Source organism: Candidatus Chlorohelix sp., from assembly GCF_037138995.1.
GTDB lineage: Bacteria > Chloroflexota > Chloroflexia > Chloroheliales > Chloroheliaceae > Chlorohelix.
Window position 1 is genome coordinate 199,826 of the sequence record NZ_JBAXHI010000002.1, and the last position, 22,124, is coordinate 221,949.

Below are 22,124 nucleotides of genomic sequence, written 5' to 3' on the forward strand. Positions count from 1 at the left end.
GGTTGGCTAGAAAAAACAGGCAATCAAATATAGACGGGGAAAGTGAAATAAATGGTTACGCTTGATGATATTAAAGCAGCACAGAAACGGCTTGCAGGGGTCACATTCCATACTCCCTTGATACCTTGCCCGAAAGCAGCAGGGTTGGAAGCCTACTTCAAGCCGGAAAGTTTACAGCCTATCGGTTCATTTAAAATTAGAGGCGCTTACAATTGCATAGCGGCAATGCCGGAGGCGCAAAGAGCGCAAGGGGTAATTGCCTATTCCAGTGGAAACCACGCGCAGGGGGTAGCGTATGCCGCCCGTTTGTTAGGCTTGAAAGCGGTAATCGTGATGCCGAGCAATGCGCCAAAAGTGAAAGTTGAGGCAACTCAAGGTTATGGGGCGGAAGTGGTATTTTACAATCCTGCTACCCAGAAGCGAGAAGAGGTAGCGGCGCGTTTGATGCAAGGTCAGCGTTGGACATTAGTTCCGCCATTTAACGACCCTTATGTAATCGCGGGGCAAGGCACAATCGGGCTTGAAATCTACGAGGATTTGCCGGGAGTAGAACTGGCGTTGGTTCCAGTGGGTGGAGGCGGCTTAATCAGTGGAATAGCTACTGCCCTTAAGAGCCTTAAGCCGAGTATTAAGGTAATTGGGATTGAGCCTGAACTGGCAGCAGACGCGCAGCAATCTTTCCGTACCGGAAAAATCGTGGAGATAACAGCAACGCAAGCCGGGCGCACTATTGCCGATGGCACTCGTACTCTTAGCTTGGGCGACCTGACCTTTGCCCAGATTCGGCATTATGTGGATGATATTATTACCGTAAGTGAAGCTGAAATTCGGGATGCTGTTCGGCGGCTTGCGCTCAATTCTAAGCTCACCATCGAGCCTTCCGGCGCGTTAACCTATACCGCTTTCCTGCACCATCAATCTGAGTTACCAAAGGCTTCAAAAGTGGTGATGGTATTAAGCGGCGGCAATATTGAACCGGAGCTTTTGAAAGAACTGCTCTGATAGCGAAAATTGTATAAACAAAATGACTACAGATAAAACGTTGCAAGGCTCAGAGCTAATCAGCTATTTGCAAAAACGCTTTATAGGAATGTGGCAACGTTTGGCGAGTGACGCAGACCCGACCGAGCGCGAGTTTTTCCTTGAAGAATATTTGCGTGATTTGGAAGAGCGTGCCTACCTTGAAACCACCATCGCTAATCAGTACCGTAATCGCTATCTCGCCGAATTGGCACAAAATGCGGTAGATGCTATGCACCGTCACGCTGAGAATAATCCGATGATACCGTCAGAAGGTGAAGAAACGCCACTGCCGGTTTATCGATGTCATATACAGCTTACCCATGCCGCGCTATATGTTGCCAATGATGGGCAGCCCTTTCAAGCTGATGATGTCCGCAGTATTACGGCAATGGGCAAGAGCAGCAAAAGTGGGGGGCGTTATATCGGTTACAAAGGTTTGGGTTTTCGCTCGGTGCTTGAAATAACCGCTGAACCGCAAATATTTTCAGGCACTTATAATTTCAGGTTTAGTAGCGCTGACACGCTGGCATTGCTTCAGAAAACTAATAGTCCGTTTGAAATCACAGATGTGCCGATTCTATCAGTGCCTTTCCTGTGTGAACCTGAGAGCTTGCCCGTTGCTGAACGCTCTATTCTCGCTGATTTGAAAGCGCGTGGGTTTGCAACTATTATTCGTCTTCCGCTCAAACCGGGCTGTTACGATGAAGTAAAAGCCCTTTGCCGTGAGTTCATGCAAGAGCAAAGCCTGCTTTTTCTGCCCTATATTACCTCCTTATCCCTGCGTTTACTCCAAGAACCGGAGATAACCCTCTCTCGAAGTAGCGAACCTTCGGCAACACTTCCCGGCACAGAAAAGTTGGTTAATCTCGAATATGTAAAATTACTGCTCCAACCGGATGGCGTTCAAACCGCATGGTTAATTGCTAAACCGCTTGAGCCTTTGAGTATCGCAAGAGATTTGCTTGAGAATCTCAATGACCGCACTTGGCTGAATGTAAGCTCAGCCGGAATTGCGCTGGCTTTCCCGGTGAGGGTGCTTCAAAGTGGTGGCTCATACTTCAAGCGCAGGCTTGAGCCTTTACCCTTTTTCACTCATTTCCCAACAGGAGAGGCGAGCGGGTTAGGATTTGCGGTTCACGCTGATTTTTATCTTTCTGCTTCTCGCAAGCAAATTGAGGATTCTTTAAGCTATAACCGTTGGTTGTCGGGCAAAATAGCGGATTTTCTGTGCCATTTTGTCTTGCCCGAAATGCAAGAACGCTTTCCAGATGAAGCTAACCTGCTCGATTTACTGGCAGATGTCGCCTACCATAACGGCACTTTTGGGTTGGCATTCAGAAAAATACTGGATGACCGTTTGATGGCAACTCCTTTTGTGCCGGTGGGCGCAGGGGAATATCGCAGACCGCGTGAGGTGGTCTGGACTCCCCAATCAGGGGCAGGGGTCTTGCTGTTCCTTAAAGTGTTTCCACAGCCACCTAGCGGGCTGAATTATCCGGTATTGCAGCTTGAAGAAGCCTATATTGCCGAGGAGGAAGGCTTTGAATATCGTAGGGTGCGCCGATTTTTGCAAGAAATGGGGGTGCGCCCTATCAGACCGGATGAATTGCCGGAGTTGCTACCACAGGCTTTTAAAAATCTTACCGATGGCATAGTGACTGTTTCTGATATTTGCACCTGTTTTGCGCTGTGGCTAGAACAATTGGCTAAAGGCACTTTTGTACCGGAAGAACGACAACGCGCCCTTCTAAAAGCTGCAAAAGAACTGCCTGTTCTTCCGGTTGGCAATGAATGGCTTGTTCCAAACTCTGAAATTATTGATTGCCCCGCTTCCGAGCGAGGCTTTGAGGCTTTGAAAGCGCGACAGGAATTTTTCGGAGCAGCCAAAGTAATATCCGAAAAAGCCTATAGCCTTGAAAACCGCGAATTTGAAGCTCAAATCAGGAGTTGGCACAGGCGGTTGGGGGTAAAATCGCTCGACCCTGAAGCGCAACTGTATAAAGAACCTTACAATTACTAAGTGTGCCTGATTTTTGGAATTACACGAAGGACTTAAAAGGTCTAAGCAAAATCTCTGCTATACGTTTGCGAACTGGGGGTTTGTTAAAATCTTCAAACCTGGCAGGGCGACAATTCAATAAATCGTCTTGCCACATCTTATACATTTCTGCTGCAAAGTCCTTGTTATTCACGAATAGGTTAATTTCATGATTGATAAGACTTCGCCCGTCCAAATTTGCGCTACCTACCGTACTCCAGTGTTCATCCACAATCGCGGTTTTGGAATGAATCACCGTATTACGATAAAGCCAAACCTTACCGCCCGCTTTTAGTAAACGGCAAAGCACCGGACGAGCCAAAACATCTACGATAAGATGATTAGAGCGTTCTGGCACTATTATTTCAACTTGTACCCCGCGTTTTGCCGCTTCTAACAAATAGTTTTCCATGTTGTCATCGGGCAGGAAATAAGGATTAGTTATCAGAATGCGTTTTTTCGCGCTTTTGAAAGCATCCATATAAGTATCTCGAATGGTATGTTCTCCGAAAAGCACATTAGCCCGGCTTTGGCGTAACCACAATATATGGTCATCATCAGGGTTAGGCTTGAATGGCAAGTTTAACTGCCGGCGCGGATTGGGATTATGCCTGTTCCACATCTCGGCGAAAGCCAACGCTAATTCTTCAGCGGTTGGTCCATCAATACGCAGATGTGTATCACGCCATGAGGTAGCGTATTCGCGCCCAATGTTCATACCACCTATATATGCAATCTTATTGTCAATTACCAGAATTTTGCGATGGTAACGAACATAAGTACCGAGCCAGAGCAAGTTAAGATAGCTGTAAAGCGGTCCATACCAGTTAACAAGACATTCTTTAGGAAAACGGCGGAAACCAAAAGGCATCAAGAGGCTTCCATACCCGTCAAATGCCAAGCATACCTTAACCCCTTGTTGCGCTTTAGCGCGTAAGCGGCGTTTAAACTCACGCCCGATTTCATCACCTTTGAAGATATAGGTTTCCAGAAAAATGGATTCTTGGGCGTTGTCTATTGCCTTGAGCATATCCTTAAAGGCATAACCGCCATAATTGAAGATTTTTAAGGTATGCTTTTCATCTAATTGAACTGGTTTAAGCGGGCGATGCGGGAATTTATAGCGTCTTCGCAAACGTCGAATGCTGCTGATGGCGATACCACCGTATATTAGCAAGATGACTGTGAGAAGGAAAAAGAGAGAGGAATAAAAAACAAGCTTGGTTAACGACCAAGCTGGGGTCTTAAAGTAATATCTAATGCTGCTTATCCGCAAGAAAGCTACGGCTTTCCCAATACGGTTCAGCAAATCAAATCACCTCTCTGTTACCGACTCTGTTTTTGCTGGTAGCGCCCGATGATAGTATCGGGCGTGAGCGCGGCTGCCAATATATGCCCGGTGTCTAGCACCAATACCGCTCTAGTCTTGCGCCCGTAGGTGGCATCAATGAGCAATCCCTTGTCACGAGCGTCATGCAAAAGCCGTCGTACCGGCGCAGTATCCGGTGTTAACAGCACTAATACTCTATTCATCGCGACCTGTCCGCCAAACCCCACCGATATAAATTCGGGGTCTGGAAGGCGCGGTGTGTTGCGATATAGAGACGGTTGGTTATTTTCACCGTCTTGTTGTTCGTTTCCCGCGCTATTTTTCATGTTCTTTTCAAAATTTCTTTGGCTGCTTTCTCCCCACTAATCATAGCAGCATTGATACTGCTGGCTTCGGTAAATTCGGCAGCGAAATAGAGACCGGGAGTAGGTGCTGTATTTTTCGGTAAAGTTGGGTGGATGCCGGGCGGTTGGTCAAATTGGGCATAGGGTATTCGCACTACCTCCAAAGGTTCATACGAATTTAACGCAGCCAACGCCGCAGTATCTCCGGCAAACATTTTCTGCAAATCAACTAATGCATGGCTAAACAAATCTTCATCGCTCATTTCTGGATTACCCAGTAGCGTGACAGAAAGTAAGTGCTTACCTTCTGGGGCATATTCTGGCACAACATTTGTTAGCAGAATTGCATTGTTAATAAAGGCATCTGAAGAAGCATTCAGCAATAACTTCTTTGTCCGGTACAGCCGAGTATTACCTTCAAAATAGAGGGTAACAACGCTCCGTTTTTTATGGGGCAATCCCGGAATTTCTCCGGCAAGCCGCTCTGCTTCGGGGGCAGGTGTGGCTATCACTACTGCTTCAGCTTCAAACTTTCCCCCTTCAAACCTTATACCGCAAACTTCACCCTCTTGTTTTAGCAGTTCAAGTATCGGTGTATTTAACCTGATGATATTTTTGTGGTTCAATATATAGGCTAGTTGTTCAGGGATAGCTTGCATTCCAAGAACTGGCAAAGCTATATCGCCCTCACCTAGCATTTTCAAATCAAACTTAAGAGCTTTAGCGCTGGTATGCAGGGAACGATCCAGAAAGACCCCTCCAAAGAAGGGGCGCATAAAATTATCAATATATTTATTGCTGAAGCCAAAACTGCGTAAAAACCCCTCGCTGCTCATGTCTTCGCCTTGCACCACCTCACGAATCGAACTCGTTCGCAGGCGGAACGTCAACGCCAAAGTACGGAGTTTATCAGAAAGGGTTACAACGCGGCTCAATGCGGCTGGAAGGGTTGAGTTTAGGTCACGGAGAGGGTCGGTTAATATCTCGCGCTTTCCATCTACGCAGATAATTGCGCCGGGATCTAAACGCCGCAAATCAAGCGCATTCAAATTTAGTTGACGTTTTACTGCCGGATACGCGGTGAAAAGAACTTGGAAACCTCGGTCAAGGCGATACCCATTTTTATAATCGGTACGTACCCGTCCCCCTATTGCGTTAGAGGCTTCAAAAACTGCCACCTCTTTGCCGCGTTCTTCCAAAATTTTAGCGCAGGTAAGTCCGGCTACTCCTGCGCCTATAATTGCCACTGTCACGGGAATTTACTCCTCTATGGTTGGATTAAGCCCACCCGTATAGCGTATCTTACTAATTCGCCCCGGTCATGAGCATTTAATTTGTTCATCAAACTATAGCGGTGATTCTCCACCGTTTTGATGCTAAGGGTTAGAGCCTCTGCAATTTCGCGATTGGTACGCCCTTCAGCAATTAATACCAGTATCTCACGCTCGCGTGCGGTCAAGCTTTCAAAGGCAGGGTCGAGTTCTTCGGCAGGTTTACCCTGTAAGCGTTTCAAATAATCAGTTACCAATAGAGCAGCAATGCGCGGATAAAGATAGGTATCCCCTCGATTAGCTATTCGGACTGCTTCAATCAGTTCATAATCGGCAGCTTGTTTGAGGACATACCCGTTAGCGCCCGCTTGCAAGATTTGTACCAAATATTCTTCTGTCTCATGCATTGTCAAAATCACCACTCGAATTTGGGACAATTCTTTTTTGATTCGGCGTGTAGCTTCTAGCCCGTTCATTTCAGGCATAGAAATATCCATTAGAACCACATCTGGATTATATTGTCGTGCCAGTTCTAAGGCTTCACGCCCGTTCGTGGCTTCCCCAACCACTTCAAAATCATCTTGTGCTTCCAGCAAAATCCTAATGCCTTGCCGCAGGATTGTATGGTCATCTACCAACAACACCCTTACTTTAGCTCGAGACGCGGTTTCTTCGCCCGCTTGCGCCAAGTATCCCACTTTCAGCTATTACTTTCAGCGCTTGGTAAGCTCAAACTGAAGGTGCTACCTTCCCCTACTTTGCTAGTAACCCACACTTTCCCATTTAGTTGCTCAACTACTGCTCTTACAACTGAGAGTCCGAGTCCACTTCCCCGCGCTCCTTCTTGGGTGGCGTTAGAGGCGCGGTAGAATCTCTGGAATAACATCTGTTGATCGACTTCCGGTATGCCTATACCGCAATCTATAACATGCGTGATTATATGTCCCTCTTGCTTTTCCAGCCGTATCACAATAGGAGAACCTCCTACTCGGCTGTATTTTATTGCATTGGAAATAAGGTTGTTCATTACCTGTTCCACTCGCCCCATATCCGCTGTTATCAAATAGCTAGGTGCGCTATCGGACTCAACTTTTATAGTCAGGCTACGCTTTTGCAAATCAACCGCGAAAAAATCTACCAGATTGCGTATGTACCGTAATAGGTCGAAAGTTGTTGGATCAAACTGAATCGCCCCATTTTCCAGCCGCTCAATTTCCAACAAGTTATTAATCATCGAGAGCATATTTTTGAGATTGCGATCTGCGGTATTAAGAAATTTCCGTTGCTGCTCATTCATTTCACCGAGACTGCTATCAAGTATCATTTCCATAAAGCTGATGGCGTTAGTTAGAGGCGCACGCAATTCATGAGAAGCAATTGCCAGAAAAGTTGATTTGATTTGTTTTAGTTCAGCAATCTGATGTTGCTGCTTTTTCACTAAAATGGCTTCGTCATCGTGATTTTGCAACAGGCATACAAGCCCTTTTTCTAGCGTACCCGGCAGCAGATATGCTTGTATCTCAATTGAATAGTGAAGGTTGGCACCTTCTTCAGTGGTACGCCTGTAATCGAGTTCGTAAGCTTTAGTGGCTCCAAGCCTTACTAAGTCGAGTTTTGGCTCTAGTCCGCTCAGTTCTGGAAAACATTCGGTAATTTTACTACCTTTATTTAGTGGATAAGAAGCACACTGGTTTGCTCCTTCCGACCACTCTACTATATTAAGCTGTGAATCTATCGTTAGAATATCAACAGCGGCGTAATCCAGAATCAGTTGCAGCAGGTTAAGATCCACTTTATCGTGTCTTCCTAAGCTAATTGAAAAAATCCCACCGATACCTATCTAAATTTTACACTACTTCTAGCGTTTCGGCTAATAATTTTTGAATTTTCGAGATATGGATTATAATAAATATCGGAAGGGTGCTGAGCAAGAACGTTTTATTGGAAAAGATTAAAAAAATTAAACCTATTAGTAACCAAATATTTACCACCTTTCCGATTACGACTTGCTATAATTTTGTTGTATGCAAGCAGAGTGGATGTTTTATACAAGGAGCTGAGACACACATGAAACCAAAAAAAGAAGCCAAATACGCATTGCTGCTATCCGCTTTTATTCCGGGTCTTGGTCAGGCTTATAACGGTCAGTATGGAAAAGCTTTGTTATTTTTCTTAACATGGTTTTTTATACTACTCTGGCCCGTCGCGATTATTGATGCTTGGGAAAGTGCTAACAAGATTAACGAAGGCGCTTACACCAAAGCTGCTTAACTAATTCCAAAACAAGCAAACAGTAAAACTACAAGGGTCGTGATTCGACCCTATTTTATTTCTCCTTGAGTAATTTCGTCCATTGCTTGTTGGAGTTCAGATGATGAAGCCGAAACGGTCTCCATTTTTTCATTGTTTTGCTTTAACATTGAAGTTACATTATATACACTTGAAACTACTTGCTCACTGGCATATCTTTGTTGCTGGGTGGCGATGGAGATTGATTCTGCTGATGCGGCGGTAAGTTCTACTTGCTTGATAATCTCAAGGTTGGCTTTTTCCGAAAGTTTTGCTGTAATGACACTTCGTTCCATCTTCTCAAGTCCTTCAGCAGTCACCCGCACCGATGAGGTGGTAGCGTGCTGAATATCGCTGATTATACGGCGGATTTCCTGTGCTGCATGTTTACTCCGATCCGCCAATTCATTCACTTCTCCAGCCACTACGGCGAAACGCTTACCGTAGGGACCTGCGCCACTGGCTTCGATAGTGGCATTTAAAGCCAACAACCGAATCTCATTGGCAAGGGTATTAATAGTGGCAAGAATATCACCGATAAGTTCGGATTTCTGGTTCAAATCCAGAATACGGGAGTTGATTTCCAGCATTTTCACTTGCGCTTCTTGAATTGCCGTAATTGTATCTCTTACGGCTATTTGCCCCGTTTGGGTAGTTTTGATGGCAACGCTGGCGGCTTGTGCAACTTGATCGGAACTGTTGGCAATCAGGGTAGCAGTACGGCTAAGTTCTTCAATAGTTGCGGTAATCTGTACCATTGCTGTTTGTTGGTCTTGAGATGTTTCGGAATAATCCTGAACCAGTTGTAATAAGGTATGCAGGGTATTATTAATCTGGGTAACGGCAGACTGCCGTGTATTATTAATACGTTCTAACTCTTGATTTAAAAGGCGAGTTTCTTCCATCCCTTTTTGGCTAAGATTTTTTGTGTCTGTATAACGCCTTAAAATCGCTTCTATCACAACAGAAACACTACACCCTATCCCAAATGCTATTATACCCGTTTCAAATTTAAGGATTGCCAGCAAAATTGAGCCAAGCAACATACCGCCAAAATATAAAGTGTTATATGGAACACGCTCTGAAAGGCTTTTCCATAGCTGATTGCCCTGTATGATAGTGGTTACACTCATGAGCAGTTCGTTTATGAATCCAAATGCCACAAAAGCGCTTAATATCGCCAGAATATTGTTGAGTTTAAGATCTCCTGATAGTGTATTACCTCCGAATCCTTCGTAGGTAACACGGGCGGCAACGGTTGCCAGTACGAATATTCCAACAGTATATATCGCCATAAATAAGCCACGTTTTAACTGAAATAATTCCAGTAATATGCAAGGTATCGCGACTATAATGGCAGCAGGCGCAGACGGGTAAATCAGAAAAGTTGCTTGAATAGGAAGCATAGAAAAACTAGCATACAAACCGCTTGGCATTTTTATAAGCCAGCGGTTGCACAAGCCTCCGGTAACAACCAGCATGAGTGCATAAACAATATCGGAATTAATACTAAAATTGGTAAGTGTAAATGTATCGTAGGCAGAAGGATTTGCAATACTTGTAAGCAGAATTACCAATAGCCCTAGCGTAGCAACGCTTATTTGAGATACTAGAAGAGGCACATTTTGTTGCGGTCTTGGAGTATTCATAACGGTCTCTTCAACCTTAGAGAGTGTTATCAGGCGTTATTAAATTTCTTTACTAGCTCATGAATACTAGTCCAATCGGGTACCAGTACATCCATTTTATTGATATTGGTGGGCTTAGTCATATTTGCATCAATAGCATAAGAACGGATATTAGCTTTATCCATTCCGATTGCCGTTTGAGCAAGACTAAGAATATCATTCCACTGCAAATCAGTTTTTATAGCGTGTTGAAGGGCAGCAATAAGTTTATCGTTTGTTATCAAGCCTAGATTTACACCTTTTTCACGAACTGCTAACAATACGTCTTGCTGGCGTTGGTTTCGCCCTAAATCGCTATCACTGTGACGGCTGCGGGCATATTCTAGCGCGGTTTCACCGTTTAAAAATTGCAATCCAGCCGGTATAAAAACGCGCTTGTAGCCATAGGCTTCAGTGGGATATTGGGCATCTATCAAGGGTTTCTTAATATCTATGGTTATACCACCGATTGCATCAATTATTTCGCGGAATCCCTCAAAATCAACCTGCGCGAAATAATCTATCTGTATGCCAAAATTACGGGCTATAGTCTCTTTAATCAAAGGAGGTCCACCCTGCCCGGGTTTATTCTGGTCGCCGAAAAAGTATGCGGAATTTATCCGATCTTTACCGTATCCGGGAATATCAACCCACAGGTCGCGTGGAATTGATAGCATACTGGCTTTTTTAGTGCCTTGATTAATGCTTACCAAAATCAAGGTGTCACTACGGATACCTTCGGTAGGGTCATTGCGGCTATCCAAACCAAGCAGCAGAATATTTACCAAGCCGTTGCCATTTACATTGCTGCCTTGCACAACGTTTCCCTTGTTATCTATACGTGGCACCGAGATTCCATTGAAAATATTGGTAACACGGCTGAAAAAATATAGCCCACCCAGTAGTGTAGTTGCTACTAGTATCAGAATACAATAGAAAAGAAAATTCTTTATTGAACCGCTGCTTTTAGTTTTTGGACGGCGTGGCGGCGCTGATTTCGGCTGTAGCCTACTGGAGGGCATATTTGTCTCAGGTTCTGGTTCCACGAAAAAACGAGAAGGGCGTTGTGTTTTAGGTTCTGGGTGCGGTTCTTCGCGAATCGGCGCACGCCCTGCTGAACGCTGGTAATTTCGCGGAACATTGCGATACTCATATTCTGGAAACGGTTGATAAGGTTTTCGATTCGGATTCTGCTGGTTTCCCTCTTTATCGGTACCATTTCCTGTTGGTTGTTGGTTATTTGGGACTCGGCTCTGTCTGTCGGGTTGTCGATCTCCTGCCATTAACTGACCTGTCGCTCTACTACGGACTAACTACCTCCGAAAAGTCCCGGTTGTCATGTGATTATACCGCTTTGGATAGTGAATCACAACCTACATGACATAATATTTTAAAAAGGGGACGCTTTTAAAGCATCCCTCTCTTTTTTGCTTTTAACGACGTGGCGGTTTGTTGCGTAAATTAATATTAGGCCGCATCAACTCAGGTCGTATTTTAGCCGGTTGAGGCTTTGGTTGCTGTTGTTCAGTTGACGCTTCAGCGGGTGTAGCCTGCTGCGCTTCGAATTGCGCTACCGCTTGCAAGACCCGATCCAGCCTGTTTTTTAAGGCGGCTCGATCTACAGCGCCCACTATCATATCGGCAAGCTGCCCACGATACATAATTATCATGGTTGGGATGCTCTGAATACTGAATTGGGAGGCAATCATCTGTTCTTCATCCACATTTATTTTCACAAACTTCATGCGTCCCTGATATTCTTTTGCGAAGACATCAATAATGGGAGCAATCTGTTTGCAAGGCGCACACCATTCAGCCCAGAAATCTATAAATACCGGGATAGCGCTATCTACCACTTCCGCTTTAAAGTTATTGACTGTTACAGCAATGGGTTTCAGGGATTCATCTTCTTCAAGGCGGCGCTCTGCTTCGGCTTTTTCTTTCATTTCCTCCATAAGCTTGTTTCGAGCTTCCAATGCCTGATCTGCATTCAATTCACCAGCAAGTTCTTTTTGCATTATTTCTAATTCAACCAACGATGGCGCAAATTTGAGAGCTACTGCATCACAAAAATTAAGGCAACGCCCCGGACAAGTGCCGCATTTCTCAGGTTCTACCCACACTCGTAAGGCGGTTTTATCAACATGTAAAGCATCATTTGGGCAAGCATTTGCAGCGAAACAAGTTGGCGCACAGTTGCATTTGTTATGATTTACTAATACAGGCATAAATCTACTCTTTCTTTATAGCCACCGACTTTAAATTTAATTGCTTAAATAGAATAGTATTACTACCCCACTGACCATAATTGCCCCGATTAAATACACTAAAGCCAGAGCTAGTGCAGATAATCCCTTTACTATGTGGGTATCGGTCAGCGAAGCGCGGCGTGTAATTAACGCCATAAAGCCCCGGTAATAACCAAAGGCGGCTACCAGCCCAAGCGTTAATAGTGCAAATATTCCGGCTAGGTCAATTCTTATCATATATCAAGTATTTCCCATACTTCCAAAATTATACCATAATCGCTAAATTTCTTGCTGAATGATTTAGACACATGCTCGAAAAGATTAGCGATTCATTCACATTTCTAATATCAAATCCGAAATTTCGGATATTATAATAGCTTGCTCCTCTTCTTTATCTGCCAGGAAGCAAGCTATTAAAGTCCCTTTGCGATAATATTTTACAAACCAATTATCTGTTTTAAAACTTTAACGTCTATATTTTGGCGTAATAAAGCAGCGAGCTTATCATACTCCACATCATAGCTTACGGTTTTGAAGCGCTTTAGTTGAACTGTGCTATTGGTGATTCCTTTGCGTTTAAGCAGGTTGCTCAGGATTGCGTGACGCAAGTTGTCGTTAGAGAATATACCGTGTAGGTATGTACCCCATACATTCCCACTCTGATTAATGTAACCTTCCGGTTGGTCAATCTCATCACTTTCCCGGCGGTTTAGGCGTATAATGTGGTTTAGCTGCACACTCTCTAGGTCACTGTCCAACGGGTAAGTTTGCCCAATGTGTATTTCATAACCGGACACTGTACTACCGTTAAGACCTTCAAATAAGCCGTGTGCAACCTCAATACGTCCTGAAACCTTTTTAGTGGTTTTTTCTGCGGCAAAAATGGTGGTAACGGGCAAGAGTCCCAAACCCGGTACGCTGCTCACTCGCCCTTCAATGTGGTCGGGGTCTTCAATTTTAACCCCTAGCATCTGATAACCACCGCAGATACCGATTATATTTGTGCCGTTCTTGGCAAGATTTCGGATAGCGTTGCTAAGCCCACTTTGTTCTAAGAATTGAAGGTCGGCGATGCTGGTTTTTGTTCCGGGTAAAATTACTACATCGGGGCTACCAAGGTCAAAGAGTTCACGCACATACCGCACTTCAACGCCTTCTTCCATTTCCAGCGCGTCAAAATCATCGAAGTTGGCAATATGCGGCAGAAGAATAACGCATATATCTAACTGGCGATTCACACCATCGCGATCAATTTGTTTATTCGCCTCGTTATTGTGAAGTTGGTTAGCGGGCATACTGGGCTTATCTTCCAACGCCACGCTATCCTCTTCGGCGATTTTTATATCACGGAAAAATGGTACTACTCCTAAAACCGCTTTGCCTGTTTTCTTTTGAAGGAACTGCACCCCTTCTTCAAACAAAGTCGGGTCGCCCCTGAACTTGTTTATAAGCAACCCGGCGACTAGTTCACGCTCATCTTCTTCCAGCAATTCAAGCGTACCCACAATGCTAGCGAAAACGCCCCCACGATCAATATCTGAGACCAACAAGACCGGGGATTTTGCAATCTTGGCTACATGCATGTTTACTATGTCCGAATCTTTCAGGTTCATTTCAACGGGGCTGCCCGCACCCTCGATTATTACCAAATCATGTTCTGCCCGCAATTTTTCCAGCGAATCCCGCACAATCGCTTCAAGTTCTTGCTTGTTTCTGTAATATTCGCGAGGTGAGAGACTTTCTCGCGCTTTGCCAAGTAAAACAAGCTGTGCAAGCGTATCACCCTCTGGCTTAAGCAAGATGGGATTCATATAGATGCTTGGTTCAACTCCGCTTGCTTGTGCCTGTACCGCTTGCGCTCGCCCGATTTCCCCGCCCTCTTTGGTAACATAGCTATTATTCGCCATGTTCTGCGCTTTGAAGGGAGCTACGCTCAAGCCTTCCTGCGCGAAAATACGACAAAGCCCGGTTACTAGCGTGCTTTTGCCTACTGAAGAAGCTGTGCCTTGTATCATCAAGGTTTTGGCAAGTTTTGTACGTTTGCCGCTTAGTTGTGCTGGGGCTACCAATTTGACCGCATGTGTCGAATTCCAGCTTTGCAATTCTGTCACCAGTTTATCCGTAGCCTCACGCATACCTACGGCTACTCGTATATATTCGGGCAAGCCGAAACTGGTACAATCTCGCACTATCAGCTTGTGTTTTAACATCTGAAGGCGACATTCGGAGGCATTCCCAACCTTGATTAGTAAGAAGTTAGCTACGCTCGGCACAAACTCAGCTTCAATCGAACGCAGTTTGTCCAGTAAATATGCCTTATTTTCCTGTAAGTGTAGTTTGCATTCCTGAATATATTGGGTTTCAGTCAGCAGGTATCGCCCGATTTCCTGCGCGAAAGCGTTCACACTCCACGGGATGCGAATGTTGTTGAGCGCCCTACCCACTTCCTTTGGCGCAATTGCGTAACCCAACCGCAAGCCCGGCAAGGCAAATTCTTTGGTCAGTGAACGCAACAGCGTAATATTATCACCCCAGAGAAGGTCAATCGAGTTCCAGTCTAATGTTCCTTCGTCACTAAGTGACCTATAAGCTTCATCCAGCACCAGCATTGCGCCTACATCCCCGGCAGCTTCCATTATGGAAGTTACTTCATTTTCGCTAAGAGCTTGCCCGGTGGGGTTGTTAGGATTACAGGCGAAAACAAGTTTTGGGCGTTTTTCCTCGATAAGGCTAATCACTTCGCCCAAATCGGGCTTGAAGCCTTTCTCCGCTCGCGCACAATATTCTAGCACTTCCGCGCCACACACCCGCGCCGCTGCGCTATATTCTCCAAAAGTGGGACCGATTACTAGCGCTCTGTCGCCGGGGTCAAGATAGGCTTGCGCCAGCAGGTAAATTAACTCTACCGCGCCATTTCCGGCAATCAGGTTATCCGGCATCAGCTTTAATTGGCTGGCAATTGCTTCTCGCAAGCCTGCTGCACGCGGGTCAGGGTATTGCTCAAGACGCACCCTAGCAAGGGTTTCCTGAACTGAAGGAGGCTGCCCATAGGGATTGATATTTGCGCTCAGGTCTATAACTCCCTCCGGCTTTACCATATTGCGGGAGAGTTCGGCATAATCCACACCGCCATGCGGTACTGCTTGCAAATCCTCCACCCGTGTACTTAGGCGAGGGGTGCGCTGTGTGAAAGCCATAAATTTAACCGTCCTTGCTAGATGTATTTAATACTGCACATTGGCAGAAAACTATATCAATTCTTTACAAGATTTCTACAATAATTCCATCACTATATACTATAAGGGGCGAGTGAAACCTGTAAGTGTTATTGAGACTACAAATTTGTTGGATAGCTTGTACAGAATCTATACTTGTTCGTCAAATTTGCTCAAGCAAAATAGCGGGTACAATCGAGCCTTCTGCTATTTCGCTGCTGCCGGGAACAAGCTTCAACAAAGCGTTTGCACCCAACATAGATAGCAAACGGCTGCTATTTTGCGCTCCGGTTGTTCGCGCCGAATACCAATAATGGCTGGTTTCTGGGTCGTAATGGCTGGTGACAATCGCCCGTACAAATTCGTTGCGTTCAGGGCTATGTTTTATGAAATGTTCGGTGCGTACCTGTAATACTGGGCGGGATAGTTCGGCAAATCCACCCATTTTAAGCAAAGCCGGACGCACGAATAATTCAAACGATACAAGGCTTGACACCGGGAAACCCGGCAAGCCAAATACGGGTTTGCGCGTACCGTCAACCTCCACTGTTACAAAGGTCAACGGCTTTCCGGGCTTGAGGTTTACCCGCCCAAAATGGATTGTACCCATTTCTTCTAGCAAATCTTTTACCAAATCGAGCTTGCCAACCGATACCCCTCCGCTGGTTACTACTCCATCGTATTCCGCCAACGCTTGTTCTATCAGGTTTTTCAAGCCTTCGCGGGTATCGGGGGCAATTCCAAGCGAAACTGCCTCTGCGCCTGCATTTCGTACCGCTGCTACCAGTGAAAAACGGTTACTGTCATAAATTTGTCCATAGGCGGCAATTTCGCCGGGTTCGACAATTTCATCTCCGGTAGAAATAATTGCAATACGAGGGCGGCGTATCGCCTGAAAACGAGGGCGATTAACGGTAGCAATCAAGCCGAGTTCGGCAGCACTTAGTTTTGTGCCAGCCTTCAACGCCAACTGTCCTGCTTGTAAGTCCTGCCCAGTTGGACGGATATTATCGCCCACTTGTGGTAGTTTGCGAACAATCAGCTTTTGATTATCCTCGCCCGTATCTTCAACCATAATTACGCTGTTTGCGCCGGGAGGCATCGCCGCTCCGGTCATAATGCGCACTGCTGTACCCGCTACAACGCTAATATCTGAAACTTTTCCGGCGGTGCGCTCTCCAATAATCTCACGGGTTTCCGTACCGTCTTCCCATCGCAGGGCATAACCATCTACGGCAGTAGCATCGAAGGGTGGCATCTCCCCTACGGCATATATATCTTCAGCCAGAATGCGCCCGTTTCCATCCAGCAAAGAAATTTCTTCTAAGCCGATTTGAGCGACATTTTCATATATCAATCTTGAGGCTTCTTCCGGTTCAATAATGGCATAGGTCGAAGGTCTCATTGTTTTTCCAGTCCTATAGGGGTTGATAATGTATCCTTCTCTAAGCGAATGAAAGGGAGAAAATAAGAGAATGAAAAACTCCAGTATGCTACAGTGGGTTTATCATAACAAGCTTAAAGCAAAGGAGAATTCAGTCTGATGAGTAATATAACATTTTCGCAGGGAAAAATAAACGAGTCGCAAAGCTGAAACCCACCTCAGCTAGAATGATTTTTGCGCTTCGGTTGCTTATCCCTCTTTTATAGAGGGGAGGCTGCCCTAATGGCAGTGTAATGGCAGTGTCGAACTGTAGGCGAATGCTATTTTTAGATAGGATACTCGCACTCCGCTCTTAGCCTCCGAGAACGCGCCAAAAAAATCGAGGCTGAATTAAAGGATTTGTAAAGTACAAGTCTTACAGAATTTTTAGATATGGTCGTGCCAGCTACGCAAGCCTTGTTTAAGGTTTTCTTCAAGCCATATCTTGTAATTGCTAATTAGCTCAAGCTCCTCATCAGAATCTAAATCTGAAAATTGAAACTCACTACCAATAAAGTCCACATTAAAGTATTCATTAGTTTCTTGGTATAAATGTCCATCTGCAAATATTGTTTTTGGTTTGCCAAATTTATCGTACGGTTCAAATTCGGGATCCCATATTCCACCTAAAACGCACATACCTCCAGTAAATTCAGGACCAAGCGCTTGGAAGAAGAAGCCTATTTCGGTTTTTTCAACATCATCAATGCTCAAAAATATGCACTTATAATAAGCTTCAGTTGCCGTTGAAAAATCGGTTCCCATCATTAAAAAGTCGAGTATTATTCCATAATACAACCCGTCACGCTCTTCAATCTTTTTTACTTCCGCATAAGTCTCATTCTCCCATTTAACTTTATCGAATTCTTTAAATTCCCGGTTCAGAGTATCAGCTATTTCGACTAGTCGTTGATAAGTAATATCTTCCAGCAAATGGGATAATCGTGAAGAAGATTCTAATAGTTCTTTCTGGACTATTCGTTTTTTTCTTCTGCGAGCTTCCACTCCTGATTTAATTATGACTTCAATCCCATCTTTTTCCAGAAGGATAGGCTCTGGGACAGAAGTTTCCACAAATTTAATAGCTTGCCTCGCCGCCTTCATTTGATTCTGGCTGAGCAATCCTATAAACTTTACCAGATCACCATTATCAGCCTCTTCTAAGGCATCTATATATTCACTTCGTTGTTCACGATAGATAATTACCGGAAATAGATTAGCGCGAATCATGACGAGCGATGCCAATACACGCGCAACCCTTTATCCGGCAAATCAGTTATAAGTTCATAGGAAGACATAAAAATCCTTTGGCTTTATAGAGAGCTTGAAATACCAGTATCAGTCAAAGAAAACGATTTCTTTTTTGTTGAAGCGGTAAAGCATGGCGGGACGGTGTGCGCCCGAAATCTCCTTTTCGCCGGTGGCTTCCAACAAGCCCAACGAGAGGATTTTCTTGCGGAAGTTGCGCTTGTCCAGTTGCCGATCCAGAATCACCTCGTACACCTTCTGCAATTCGCTCAGGCGAAACTCGGTAGAGAGCAATCCGTAAGAGATATTGCTATATTCAAGCTTGCTGCGAAGGCGATTCAGCCCGTATTCCACAATTTTCTGGTGGTCAAAAGCGAGCGCGGGTATCTTCTTAACCGGAAACCATTGCGCTTCGCCCGCATCCGAACCGGCTTTCAGTTCTAGCGCGTCGGCGGTAATCAGTACGATATATGCAACGGTGATAACGCGGGTACGGGGGTCACGTCCGGGGTCGCCAAAAGTATAAAGCTGCTCTAGATAGACATCGGAAACGCCGGTTTCCTCTCGCAACTCACGAATGGCGGCTTGCTCCAGCGATTCGTTCATCTGTACAAAGCCTCCGGGCAACGCCCAGAAATTTTCATAGGGCCATGCCGCCCGCTTGACCAGCAAGATTTTCAGTTCATCTCCTACAATCGTGAAAACAAGCACGTCCACTGTTACAGAAGGTCTCTCGTATTTTTCGGCGCTGTATTTTTCGCTATCTCTCCGGGCAATTGTCATACCGCATCACCTTCTCGTTGTTGATAAACTATTTTAGCATCTTCGGAGAGCATATACTTCATATCCCTCCACAAGTCCTATGAGAAAATTGCTAAAAATACCATGTCAAGATAGGTACTAATAACTCATTTCGCTAAAATTTACCCAGAACTATAATTAATTCAGGTTAGAGCATAAACCATTTCGAGCTAAGACAAAGGTTAACAGGACGCAACTCAGTTATTATTTTATTTTTCTGGCGGTGTAAAGCCCGGTCGCTATAGCCTATCTGGCAATTTACTTTCTACGGAATACTACCCAGATGCTATCTAATACCCAACTTTACTACTGCCAAGGCGGCGCGAAATGCGCCGTCTTTTATTTTGTCTCTCCAAAATCAATGAAACGATACCCTAATCCACGTTCGTTTAGAATATATTTTGGATGCGCTGGTTCTTGCTCGATTTTTTGGCGCAGGTAGGTAATATAAAGCCGTAAGAGTTGCTCATCGTCACGGTACTCGCGTCCCCACACTTTGGTAAGCAGACTCTCATGGCTCAGCAATCGTCCCGCGTTACTGACCATATGGTAAAGCAAGCGGTATTCGGTAGGGCGCAATTTCTGGCTTTCTCCGCGTACAATCACCTCGCGTTTGTCAAAGTCTATGCTGAGTATGTCATCAACCTTGATAAGCCCATCACTGCGGCTGATGCTAGGCGGCATAGCGGCACGGCGCATCACTGCTTTAACCCGGCTGAGCAGTTCGCGATGGTCGAAGGGTTTTGCCACGTAATCGTCCGCGCCCAGTTCCAAACCGCGCACCTTGTCCGCTTCAGTAGCCTGAACCGTAAGCATGATAACGGGCGTATTGCTGGCTTGCCTGATTTCTTTCAGGGCTTCAAAACCGTCCATTTCCGGCATCATCACATCCAGCAAAACCAAATCGGGCAAATCGGAGCGCACTTTTTCAATTGCCTCGTAGCCGTTATGCGCTTCCAGAACAAGATAATTCTCTTTCTCAAGGATAGTTCGCAACAGTTCAACTAACTTTTGTTCGTCATCCACTACAAGAACAGTTTGATTCATAATTATAAATCCAATCTATATCTTACCGAATAATACCGGCAGTTGCGCCGGAACCTCACGCGGCAATGAAAAACAGAAACGTGAGCCGAGCGTACCTGACTCTCCCGCTTCAACCCATATACGCCCACCATGCGCTTCAACAATTGCCTTGCAAATGTACAGCCCTAGACCCGCGCCTTTGCGCTCGCGCACATAGCGACTGTCCAAACGACTGAAACGCTCAAAAATACGCTCACGATCGGCGGCTGGAACGCCAATGCCTTGATCCGAGACCCGCATTATTACTTCGGTATTGGTTGGCTCTGCGCTAATAATAATATTGCCACCGTGAGGGCTGTACTTGATAGCGTTCTCAACCAAATTCACCAGCACTTCCTGAATTTTGTCGTAATCGCCTAACACTGCCGGAATATCCTCCGGCAAATCCGTTCCTATCAAATGCTGGTTACTGACAGTCTTCATTTTCTGCGCTATCCTTCGACTAAGCCCTTCTAGGTCAATCGGGTTACGCTCTAGTTCGATGCCGCCAGCTTGAATGCGCGAGGCGTACAGCAAATTATCCACCAACTTGCTCAGACGCTCGCTCTCTTCTTGGATAATTTTCATCTTTTCGCGTACCTGCGCGGGCTTGATTTCGGTAGTTTCATCGGCATAAAGCCCGGCATAGCCCTTGATAATGGCTATAGGGGTTTGCAATTCGTGGCTTACCACCGAAAGAAAGGTGTTTTGCAACTCCTCTGCTTCTTTACGGGCGGTTATATCTCGCGCCCCAATTACTCCTCCCAATACATCGCCTCGCGGTGAAAGTATTATCGAGTAGCTTAACTCTACAGCGCGTTCCTCGGTGTCTTTGGTAATCAACACCACTTCGGCATGCTGTTGCGCCGCACCTGAAGCCGTCATCAAGCCCATCTTGAGCGGGCATAATACCCGGCAATGTTCTCCAAGGCTCTTTGGACTCAACCGCAAAGCCTCATCACAATTGTGTCCTCGCAACTCATCTACCGACCATCCGGTGAGGCGCGAAAAGGCGGGGTTAAACCCAATAATATTGCAATCGGCGTTGACAATTAGGATACCGTCAGGGCTATAACTGAAGATGGTTTGCAACCACTGGTTTTCCTCCACCAATCGCTTAACCAAGCGGGCGTTGCGCGTTACCAGTTCAGCCGGTTCGATGGGAAAATCGGGTTCAGTTTCGAGCGGATTAAATTCTTCTTCCGGTCTGACCAATTGATTGGTAGGGTTTGCCATCGGGTAATCCGGCAAATCGGTAGTTTCAAGATGACCGATGGCGGGTTGTAAAAGGCACAGGGCGGCTATAAAACGACCTTCCGCTTGGATTGGTAAAGCCACTATTCGGGTATTACGCTGTTGCAAAATTATCTCAGCCTGTAATGCGCCCGGTTCTTCGGCGCCATTGCTGCTGCGTTCCGCCAATCGTTTGGTCAAATCTTCAAGGGTGGGTTGAATTTCCTTTAGGGCAGTTGGGGATAATCCATAGGTGGAATAACGGCTAGGCGCTTCACCGTAAGCATCCCAAAAAACCAGCACGCTGGCTTTGCTGCCTAGCGCTTGTACTAGGTTTGTTATTGCGGTGTCCAGCAGATTGCGGGTTTCTTCACTAACTTGTTTCTGATTATTGCGTAGTCGCGGTTTTTTCATTATTCCAGTCCATTTCCAAACATTACTCTAGCTCTATTTTACCATGATACGTTTATAAACAATTCTTGATTGCAATATAGGGGTTTGCAAGAAACGTTTTTAGGGTAGTAACTTACGGCACCCGCGGGAGTGGGAGTTCAAGGGTACACTTCTTGCAAGTATAATGGGGACAGAAAATCGGTTCAGACGCAACTTTTTTAATTGACTCCCATCTGGTAACATCTTATACTTAGCAATATAAATTGCAGATAAAATTTAGAGATTGCTTCGGTTATATATATAGATTGGCAGCACTCCTTTGTTTGTAATGTTATTGAGTTGTGAACAGCATATTGTACTAGTACCAAGAATTCTAGAATCTGCTAAGCCTGCTATTGCTTTCCCAAAGCTCGACAAGTTTACAGATTTCAGAGACCCCAATTACTAGCCTCTTTGTGATATTTCCAAGCTAAAATGCAGTTCACCAGCAACAACTATTTTAACGCGACCTTGTCGTAGTATAGGATAAATAAAA

General features: G+C 45.3%; 18 protein-coding genes. 3 read left to right on the plus strand and 15 right to left on the minus strand.

Annotated features, from left to right (window positions below; translation table 11 throughout):
* Positions 1-51: 51 nt before the first annotated feature.
* Together WCK19_RS02020 and WCK19_RS02025 are read left to right on the plus strand one after the other, a co-directional pair.
* Positions 52-1,002 carry a threonine/serine dehydratase gene (locus WCK19_RS02020; protein ID WP_342395679.1) on the plus strand — a complete coding sequence of 317 codons (951 nt, stop codon included), beginning with the start codon at positions 52-54 and terminating at the stop codon, positions 1,000-1,002.
* 22 nt (positions 1,003-1,024) lie between these two features.
* Positions 1,025-3,043, plus strand: coding sequence for a hypothetical protein (locus tag WCK19_RS02025; RefSeq protein WP_342395680.1), 2,019 nt, complete (start codon positions 1,025-1,027; stop codon positions 3,041-3,043).
* Positions 3,044-3,062: 19 nt separating this feature from the next.
* On the opposite strand, the gene WCK19_RS02030 is transcribed toward WCK19_RS02025, so the two are convergent.
* The 5 genes from WCK19_RS02030 to WCK19_RS02050 are packed head-to-tail and all read right to left on the minus strand — an operon-like array spanning position 3,063 to position 7,798.
* A complete protein-coding gene (locus tag WCK19_RS02030) occupies positions 3,063-4,370 on the minus strand; it encodes a phospholipase D-like domain-containing protein (protein WP_342395681.1) in 1,308 nt (435 codons plus the stop codon).
* Positions 4,371-4,387: 17 nt separating this feature from the next.
* Entirely contained in the window at positions 4,388-4,717 is a 330-nt protein-coding gene (locus WCK19_RS02035) for an extracellular matrix/biofilm biosynthesis regulator RemA family protein (protein ID WP_342395682.1), read from the minus strand.
* Positions 4,714-5,988, minus strand: a complete 1,275-nt coding sequence (locus WCK19_RS02040; protein ID WP_342395683.1) for an NAD(P)/FAD-dependent oxidoreductase — start codon at positions 5,986-5,988, stop codon at positions 4,714-4,716. The genes WCK19_RS02035 and WCK19_RS02040 overlap by 4 nt, the downstream gene beginning before the upstream one ends.
* A gap of 14 nt (positions 5,989-6,002) precedes the next feature.
* The gene (locus tag WCK19_RS02045; protein ID WP_342395684.1) at positions 6,003-6,704 is read right to left on the minus strand and encodes a response regulator transcription factor; all 702 of its coding nucleotides are present in this window, start codon (positions 6,702-6,704) and stop codon (positions 6,003-6,005) included.
* Between the two features lie 2 nt (positions 6,705-6,706).
* Entirely contained in the window at positions 6,707-7,798 is a 1,092-nt protein-coding gene (locus tag WCK19_RS02050) for a HAMP domain-containing sensor histidine kinase (protein WP_342395685.1), read from the minus strand.
* Between the two features lie 275 nt (positions 7,799-8,073).
* Between WCK19_RS02050 and WCK19_RS02055 the strand changes: the two genes are divergently transcribed.
* On the plus strand, positions 8,074-8,277 hold the full coding sequence (locus WCK19_RS02055) for a hypothetical protein (RefSeq protein WP_342395686.1): 204 nt from the start codon (positions 8,074-8,076) through the stop codon (positions 8,275-8,277).
* 50 nt (positions 8,278-8,327) lie between these two features.
* Here WCK19_RS02055 and WCK19_RS02060 read toward each other — a convergent pair whose 3' ends face one another.
* The 10 genes from WCK19_RS02060 to WCK19_RS02105 form a co-directional block, all read right to left on the minus strand.
* Entirely contained in the window at positions 8,328-9,944 is a 1,617-nt protein-coding gene (locus WCK19_RS02060) for a methyl-accepting chemotaxis protein (protein ID WP_342395687.1), read from the minus strand.
* Positions 9,945-9,973: 29 nt separating this feature from the next.
* The gene (locus WCK19_RS02065; protein ID WP_342395688.1) at positions 9,974-11,245 is read right to left on the minus strand and encodes an LCP family protein; all 1,272 of its coding nucleotides are present in this window, start codon (positions 11,243-11,245) and stop codon (positions 9,974-9,976) included.
* A gap of 150 nt (positions 11,246-11,395) precedes the next feature.
* The gene (trxA, locus tag WCK19_RS02070; RefSeq protein ID WP_342395689.1) at positions 11,396-12,190 is read right to left on the minus strand and encodes a thioredoxin; all 795 of its coding nucleotides are present in this window, start codon (positions 12,188-12,190) and stop codon (positions 11,396-11,398) included.
* Positions 12,191-12,226: 36 nt separating this feature from the next.
* Entirely contained in the window at positions 12,227-12,448 is a 222-nt protein-coding gene (locus tag WCK19_RS02075) for a hypothetical protein (protein ID WP_342395690.1), read from the minus strand.
* A 200-nt stretch (positions 12,449-12,648) separates the two neighbouring features.
* Positions 12,649-15,408 carry a cobyric acid synthase gene (locus WCK19_RS02080; RefSeq protein ID WP_342395691.1) on the minus strand — a complete coding sequence of 920 codons (2,760 nt, stop codon included), beginning with the start codon at positions 15,406-15,408 and terminating at the stop codon, positions 12,649-12,651.
* 181 nt (positions 15,409-15,589) lie between these two features.
* Positions 15,590-16,831 carry a gephyrin-like molybdotransferase Glp gene (gene glp / locus WCK19_RS02085; protein ID WP_342395692.1) on the minus strand — a complete coding sequence of 414 codons (1,242 nt, stop codon included), beginning with the start codon at positions 16,829-16,831 and terminating at the stop codon, positions 15,590-15,592.
* 405 nt (positions 16,832-17,236) lie between these two features.
* A complete protein-coding gene (locus tag WCK19_RS02090) occupies positions 17,237-18,094 on the minus strand; it encodes a hypothetical protein (protein WP_342395693.1) in 858 nt (285 codons plus the stop codon).
* Between the two features lie 93 nt (positions 18,095-18,187).
* Positions 18,188-18,880 (minus strand): NUDIX domain-containing protein, encoded by a 693-nt coding sequence (locus tag WCK19_RS02095; RefSeq protein WP_342395694.1) that lies wholly within the window; start codon positions 18,878-18,880, stop codon positions 18,188-18,190.
* Positions 18,881-19,237: 357 nt separating this feature from the next.
* On the minus strand, positions 19,238-19,945 hold the full coding sequence (locus tag WCK19_RS02100; protein ID WP_342395695.1) for a response regulator transcription factor: 708 nt from the start codon (positions 19,943-19,945) through the stop codon (positions 19,238-19,240).
* A gap of 15 nt (positions 19,946-19,960) precedes the next feature.
* Entirely contained in the window at positions 19,961-21,610 is a 1,650-nt protein-coding gene (locus WCK19_RS02105) for an ATP-binding protein (RefSeq protein WP_342395696.1), read from the minus strand.
* Between the last annotated feature and the right edge of the window lie 514 nt (positions 21,611-22,124).

Bases quoted from the DNA above. Each gene is read 5' to 3' on its own strand.
- WCK19_RS02020 (WP_342395679.1), top strand. From the start codon at position 52: ATGGTTACGCTTGATGATATTAAAGCAGCACAGAAACGGCTTGCAGGG.
- WCK19_RS02025 (WP_342395680.1), top strand. From the start codon at position 1,025: ATGACTACAGATAAAACGTTGCAAGGCTCAGAGCTAATCAGCTATTTG.
- WCK19_RS02035 (WP_342395682.1), bottom strand. From the start codon at position 4,717: ATGAAAAATAGCGCGGGAAACGAACAACAAGACGGTGAAAATAACCAA.
- WCK19_RS02055 (WP_342395686.1), top strand. From the start codon at position 8,074: ATGAAACCAAAAAAAGAAGCCAAATACGCATTGCTGCTATCCGCTTTT.
- WCK19_RS02060 (WP_342395687.1), bottom strand. From the start codon at position 9,944: ATGAATACTCCAAGACCGCAACAAAATGTGCCTCTTCTAGTATCTCAA.
- WCK19_RS02065 (WP_342395688.1), bottom strand. From the start codon at position 11,245: ATGGCAGGAGATCGACAACCCGACAGACAGAGCCGAGTCCCAAATAAC.
- trxA (WP_342395689.1), bottom strand. From the start codon at position 12,190: ATGCCTGTATTAGTAAATCATAACAAATGCAACTGTGCGCCAACTTGT.
- WCK19_RS02075 (WP_342395690.1), bottom strand. From the start codon at position 12,448: ATGATAAGAATTGACCTAGCCGGAATATTTGCACTATTAACGCTTGGG.
- WCK19_RS02080 (WP_342395691.1), bottom strand. From the start codon at position 15,408: ATGGCTTTCACACAGCGCACCCCTCGCCTAAGTACACGGGTGGAGGAT.
- glp (WP_342395692.1), bottom strand. From the start codon at position 16,831: ATGAGACCTTCGACCTATGCCATTATTGAACCGGAAGAAGCCTCAAGA.
- WCK19_RS02095 (WP_342395694.1), bottom strand. From the start codon at position 18,880: ATGACAATTGCCCGGAGAGATAGCGAAAAATACAGCGCCGAAAAATAC.
- WCK19_RS02100 (WP_342395695.1), bottom strand. From the start codon at position 19,945: ATGAATCAAACTGTTCTTGTAGTGGATGACGAACAAAAGTTAGTTGAA.
- WCK19_RS02105 (WP_342395696.1), bottom strand. From the start codon at position 21,610: ATGAAAAAACCGCGACTACGCAATAATCAGAAACAAGTTAGTGAAGAA.